Genomic DNA, 5,793 nt, shown 5'->3' with positions numbered 1-5,793 from the left:
GATTCCCAGAACTCATTTACTAGGTATTCCAAATTTTAAGAAAAGCTTTTTTATAACTTTCACTAATAGGCAGTTTTTGATCGTGTATAATAATTCTATTTCCTTCTACATAATCGATATGTTTTGGATTAATAACATAAGATCTATGTATTCTACAAAAATTTGGAGATGATAATCTGGTTTCAACCTCCTTCAAAGTGCCATAAATTAGAAGTTTTTGTCCATTTTTAAGATGATAGTTTACATATTCACTTTCAGCTTTGATAAATAAGATATTCTCTTTTAGAATTCGAAAAGTCTTTTTATTATATTTTAAATTTATATACTCGCCTTGTTTTTCAGTTTCAGCAATAGTATTTTCCCCCTTGTTATTTGAAACTTTGTTGATAGCTCTTATAAACCTAGAAAATTCTATGGGTTTTAATAAATAGTCAATAACATTATATTCATAGCCTTCTAATGCATACTCTCTATACGCTGTAGTTAAAATTACCTTGGGTGTATTCTCTAAGGTTTTTAGAAAATCTAACCCAGAAATATCGGGCATTCTAATGTCTAATAAAATCACATCTACCTTTTTTTCTTTTAATATGGTTAATGCACTAATTGGAGATTTAAAAGAACCCAAAAGATTAAGATGTTCTATTTTGGAGATGTAGCTTTCTAAAAGTTTTCTAGCTAATTGTTCATCGTCAATAATGATTACATTAAGTTTCATGTTAAATTTCTAATGTTAAATATATTAAATACTCATTTTGAGACTCTTCTATGCTTAATGTATGCTTATTAAAATACAATAACTCTAAACGTCTTTTAACATTGTTAATTCCTATTCCGCTAGAGTTATCTACAGATTTTTTGGTTCTATAGGAGTTTTTTACTGTAAATAGTACTTTATTATCTAATTTAGTTTTAAGCATGATTGTTATGTAGCCACTTTTAGTATCTTCTATATTTCCATGCTTAAAAGCATTTTCAATAAATGGAATGAGTAACATTGGTGCAATTTTTAATGTATTATTTGCTTTAGAAAAATTAAAAGAAACACTTTTTATGTTATCATCTTTTAATTTAAATAATCCTATAAAATTATTTATGTATTGTATTTCTTCTTTAAGACTCACTTTTTCTTTTTTTGAGCCGTATAACGAGTAATCCAACATTTTAGACAATTGCATAATTGCTTTAGGACTTTTATTATCGCTAGCCAATGATAATGTATAAATATTGTTAAGTGTATTAAACAAAAAGTGCGGATTGATTTGAGAAATCAAGAAATCTTTCTCAGCTTTTACTAATAATGTCTCTTTTTTCTCTCTCTTTTTTTTCTCTGAAAAATAATAAAACAAAAAGCTAATGAATATTGCTAATATGATAGGCATCATGTGGTTAAAAATGACCTCAAGTGATTCTATATCAAAATGCCTAAAATTGAAAATAGTATTCAAGGGGTAAGAATGATCACGATTTAAATGAGCAATATAATATGATAATCTTATAAAAAAATCGATAACTAAAACTGAAAAAAGTGTAAGTACAAAATTAGTAAGACCGTAGATAACATATTTTTTACTAGCATAATATTTTGGGATGAGTTTATGGTAATTAAAATAAAAAGCCAACATCTGCATACTAATTATACTAATAGTTCTAAACATGGAATCCATGAAATTACTTAACACACTAAATATGAAGAAGATAAAAAGTGAATAAAGTACCCAGAATAAAATATGATTAGCATTTTTCAATATATGTTCTTATTGATTATTTCAAAGATAAACACCCAAGGTTAATATTAAATATTAATTAAATAGAATAGTGGATTTGTTAAGTGAAATTTCATAAATTTTAAGTGAATCATTAAAATATTCTCTACTTTGAGAAAACTTAAAATTTTACTTAGTAAAACAACTCGTTCACTGATTTTTTTAGACAACATATGATTTTCAAAATAGTTTTGACTCCTTAATTCAAACTATTTAGTTATGAAATATTATTTTGGAGCTGCCATTTTCATTATTACATTTAATAGTATTGCACAAGAAAGGAAGGAACTTACAGCAAAACGAGTAGATATATCGGTCAAATTAGATGGGGTACTTACTGAAGCTTTTTGGGAAACTGTTCCAATTGCTACAGATTTTAAAATGTTGCAACCCGATAATGGACCATCTGCACCAGAATCACATAGAACAGAAGTTAAAATTGCATATAATGATGAAGCAATCTATATAGGAGCGTATTTATATGATAATGCTCCACAAACTATCTTGAAAGAGTATAGTCAGCGCGATAATATATTTGTAGAGGCTGATGTATTTACTGTAGCCATTAACACGTTTAATGATGGTATTAATGAAAATAAATTCTATGTTACAGCCGCAGGGACTCAAGCAGATTCTAAAACATTACAAAGTAGTAGACGTAGCAATGATTTTAATTGGAGTGCTGTTTGGGAAAGTGCTATAAGTATTACAAATAAAGGGTGGACTGTTGAAATGAAAATTCCTTACGCAGCTTTACGTTTTCAGAATTCAGATACACAAACTTGGGGGATTAATTTTTTGAGAGATATTAAGAAGCGTAACGAAATTTATTCATGGAATTTAGTGGATCGAACCATTGGTAGAGAATCTCAATATAATGGTATATTAAGAGGAATTACGAATATAAAACCTCCAATGCGATTAAGTTTTTTTCCATTTGTTTCTGTGGAATATAAAACCACAAAAGGCAATTCTATAGATCAAATCAATACAGGTTTAGATATAAAATATGGTATTTCTGAAAATTTCACTTTAGATGCCACACTTATTCCTGATTTCTCACAAGTAGGATTCGACCCTGTTTCGTTAAATTTAGGACCTTTTGAACAAACTTTTAGAGAACAGCGACAATTTTTTACTGAAGGTGTAGAACTATTCAACAAAGGACGTATTTTCTTTTCTAGAAGAATAGGTGGTAGGCCAAGTGGATCTGCATACCTGTCAGAGAATGAAGAGATAATAAATAAACCCAAAGAGGTAAAAGTACTAAATGTTTTTAAAATCTCTGGAAGAACTAAAAAAGGACTCGGAATAGGGTTTTTAAATGCTATTACAGAAAAAACAGAAGCTACTTTGTTGAATACAGAAACTAACATACAACGAAAAGAAACAATAGAACCTTTTACTAACTATAATGTTTTAGTACTAGATCAACAATTCAATAATAATTCATCGGTATCCTTTATAAATACAAATGTAATTCGTAATGGGAGGTTTAGAGATGCTAATGTAAGTGCACTGGTTTACGATATTTCAACGAAGTCAAACAGTTATAATTTATCAGGAGATTTTAAGTATAGTATGATAAATGATACAGAAAATGAAAATGGTTTTAGTGGTGGTATAGATTTTAGAAAAGCATCAGGTAATTTTAGATATTCTGTAGGATATTTTATGGCAGATACTAAGTTTGATATCAATGATCTTGGAAGGCAACGTCGAAACAACTATAGCGATTTCTTTGGAGACATTAGTTATGAGAAGTTTACTCCAAAAGGACGCTTCAATAATTATGATTTTTCATTATTTGCCTCTATCCGTAACCTATATAAACCACATATATTTACAAGTGCAGATATTGGTGTTAATGCATCTTTTGTTACTAAAAAACAATTGTCATATGATTTTAATGCTCGAGTAAACCCATCTAGATCTTTTGATTATTTTGAGCCTAGAACGCCTGGAAGGTTCTTAAAACGAAACCCTAGATTTTTTTGGAACTCAGATTTCTCTACTGATGGAGGAAGACGATTGTCTTCAGACTTTACATTTAGGACATTGCAACGATTTAATGATCCAGAACGTAATTATAGTTTTGCCATTAGACCACAATTTCGTTTAACTAACAAGTTCAAAATAAATTACTCGATTGATGGTGAGTATAATAAATCTGAGCCTGGTTTTGTCACAACTACAGATACAGATATAATTTTTGGAAGGCGCGATATCAAAAAAATTGAAAATAGTGTTCGTTTTGCCTATAACCATAATAACAATCACGCTATAAATTTAAACTTTAGAAATTTATGGACTACCGTTCAATATAAAAATCGTTTTTTTATACTTGAACAAAATGGAAACTTGGTAGAAACAAATCAAACTCTTGATTTTAATCCTGACACCAATTTTAATGTTTGGAATTTAGATCTTACTTATTCATGGCAATTCGCTCCAGGAAGTCAGGCTGTCTTTTTATATAGAAATACAATTTTTCAAAATACTGACAATAGTGCATTAAATTATCTGGAGAGCTTAAATGATTTATTAAAGCAACCTATAACACATATTTTTTCAATCAAAATTACCTACTTCTTAGACTATTTAAATGTTAAAAAGATATTTAGAAAAAAGAATGCTTAATGTGTTTACTTAAAAAAATAGCCTGTTCACTGAATTTTATTTAAATAAAGTAACAGAGAAATTAATTTCGTACTTCATAATATATATAAAAATGAAAAAAACAAAGGCATACTGGAATCGTTTAATACACAGGGATTTGGCTTATTTTTTTCTAGGACTTATTATATCGTTTTCAATTTCTGGAATCACATTGAATCATAGAGAAAGTTTTAGTTCTAGAGAATATACTGTAAATATAAAACCAATTCAACTAGAACTACCAGAAGACAAATCAATACTTACTGAGGCCTATTTTAAAAAAATAGCAGCATCAATAGCACCTGAAAACGAATTTGAAGCATATATAACTAGAGGAGAAGAAGGAAGGCTTTATTTTGATAATGCTTTTGTGAGTATTGATTTAAATTCTGGAAAAGGAGAAATTGAGTTTGTAAAACCGATTCCTGTATTAAAACAGATGGCAATACTACATCAAACAACAAACACATGGTGGATATGGTTTTCGGATATTTTTGGTATTGCTATGCTTGTGATAGCGATAACGGGAACATTTATAACTAAAGGTAAGTACAGTTTTAAAAAGTATGGTTGGAAACTAACACTTATAGGCCTTGTATTTCCTTTTATCTTTCTATTCTTAATCAATTGAAATAGTATATTATGAAAAGAGAAAAATTTATTAAAAGCTTAGCTGTTGGTATCGTAGCTACACCAATTTTGGCAAGTACTCTAGCAAAACAACAAACAATTAGTACAAGAAGTAATTGTATAATGACTCCAGAAGAAACCATAGGACCTTTTCCTCATAAACTACCGGAAAATCTCGTTAAAGCCAATATCGTTGGTGATAGAGAAGGTGTATCATTACTTATTAATTTAACTATTCAAGATGTAAATACTTACTGCAAGCCTTTGCCAAATGTAAATGTAGATATTTGGCAATGCGATGCTAAAGGAAACTACTCAGAATATTCTCATCAATTAGATGGTGATTTTCGAGGTAAACACTTTCTTCGAGGCAGGCAAATTACAGATAGCAATGGTAAAGTATCTTTTATCTCTATTTTCCCTGGTTGGTATCCAGGAAGAGCACCTCATTTGCATTTAGAGATCCTAAATAAGAAAGGTAAATCCTTATTAGTTACTCAGATTGCCTTTCCAGATGAAGTTTCAGATACTATATATAAAAGCAAAGACTATAAAAGTAAGGTAGATACAAATAATAAACAAGATTATGAGTTCAGAGATAGTATATCTGAGAACTTGGTTGATACTATAACCGGGGATAATAAAAATGGATATACTATTAGTAAAATAATCAAAGTGAAAATGGATTCTTGATATAAAAGAACAGATTTATAGATTTGTCTTATAATAATTAACTAAT

General features: G+C 28.9%; 5 protein-coding genes. 3 read left to right on the top strand and 2 right to left on the bottom strand.

All coding sequences use genetic code 11. The features are described 5' to 3' along the window. Nucleotides 1–19: 19 nt before the first annotated feature. Nucleotides 20–718: a LytR/AlgR family response regulator transcription factor gene (locus Z053_RS0127160; RefSeq protein WP_025668121.1), complete on the bottom strand. Its 699-nt coding sequence runs from the start codon at nt 716–718 to the stop codon at nt 20–22. Nucleotide 719: 1 nt separating this feature from the next. Beyond that, the gene (locus Z053_RS0127155; protein WP_160170157.1) at nt 720–1,385 is read right to left on the bottom strand and encodes a sensor histidine kinase; all 666 of its coding nucleotides are present in this window, start codon (nt 1,383–1,385) and stop codon (nt 720–722) included. Nucleotides 1,386–1,985: 600 nt separating this feature from the next. On the opposite strand from Z053_RS0127155, the gene Z053_RS0127150 reads away from it, so the two are divergent. The 3 genes from Z053_RS0127150 to Z053_RS0127140 all read left to right on the top strand — a co-directional run bounded on the left by Z053_RS0127150 (nt 1,986) and on the right by Z053_RS0127140 (nt 5,747). Continuing rightward, a complete protein-coding gene (locus Z053_RS0127150; protein WP_025668119.1) occupies nt 1,986–4,406 on the top strand; it encodes a DUF5916 domain-containing protein in 2,421 nt (806 codons plus the stop codon). Between the two features lie 91 nt (nt 4,407–4,497). Then, complete coding sequence (locus Z053_RS0127145; RefSeq protein WP_025668118.1) at nt 4,498–5,055, top strand: PepSY-associated TM helix domain-containing protein; 558 nt, start codon at nt 4,498–4,500, stop codon at nt 5,053–5,055. A gap of 11 nt (nt 5,056–5,066) precedes the next feature. Continuing rightward, a complete protein-coding gene (locus tag Z053_RS0127140; RefSeq protein ID WP_025668117.1) occupies nt 5,067–5,747 on the top strand; it encodes a dioxygenase family protein in 681 nt (226 codons plus the stop codon). Nucleotides 5,748–5,793 lie beyond the last annotated feature (46 nt).

The organism is Aquimarina megaterium XH134, assembly GCF_000520975.1.
GTDB classification, from domain to species: domain Bacteria; phylum Bacteroidota; class Bacteroidia; order Flavobacteriales; family Flavobacteriaceae; genus Aquimarina; species Aquimarina megaterium.
The sequence above is the reverse complement of the archived record's forward strand: the minus strand, read 5'-3'. Positions and strand labels throughout refer to the sequence as shown.

Excerpts from the sequence above, each read along its gene's own strand:
- Z053_RS0127160 (WP_025668121.1), bottom strand. The coding sequence starts at position 718 with ATGAAACTTAATGTAATCATTATTGACGATGAACAATTAGCTAGAAAA.
- Z053_RS0127155 (WP_160170157.1), bottom strand. The coding sequence starts at position 1,385 with ATGATGCCTATCATATTAGCAATATTCATTAGCTTTTTGTTTTATTAT.
- Z053_RS0127150 (WP_025668119.1), top strand. The coding sequence starts at position 1,986 with ATGAAATATTATTTTGGAGCTGCCATTTTCATTATTACATTTAATAGT.
- Z053_RS0127145 (WP_025668118.1), top strand. The coding sequence starts at position 4,498 with ATGAAAAAAACAAAGGCATACTGGAATCGTTTAATACACAGGGATTTG.
- Z053_RS0127140 (WP_025668117.1), top strand. The coding sequence starts at position 5,067 with ATGAAAAGAGAAAAATTTATTAAAAGCTTAGCTGTTGGTATCGTAGCT.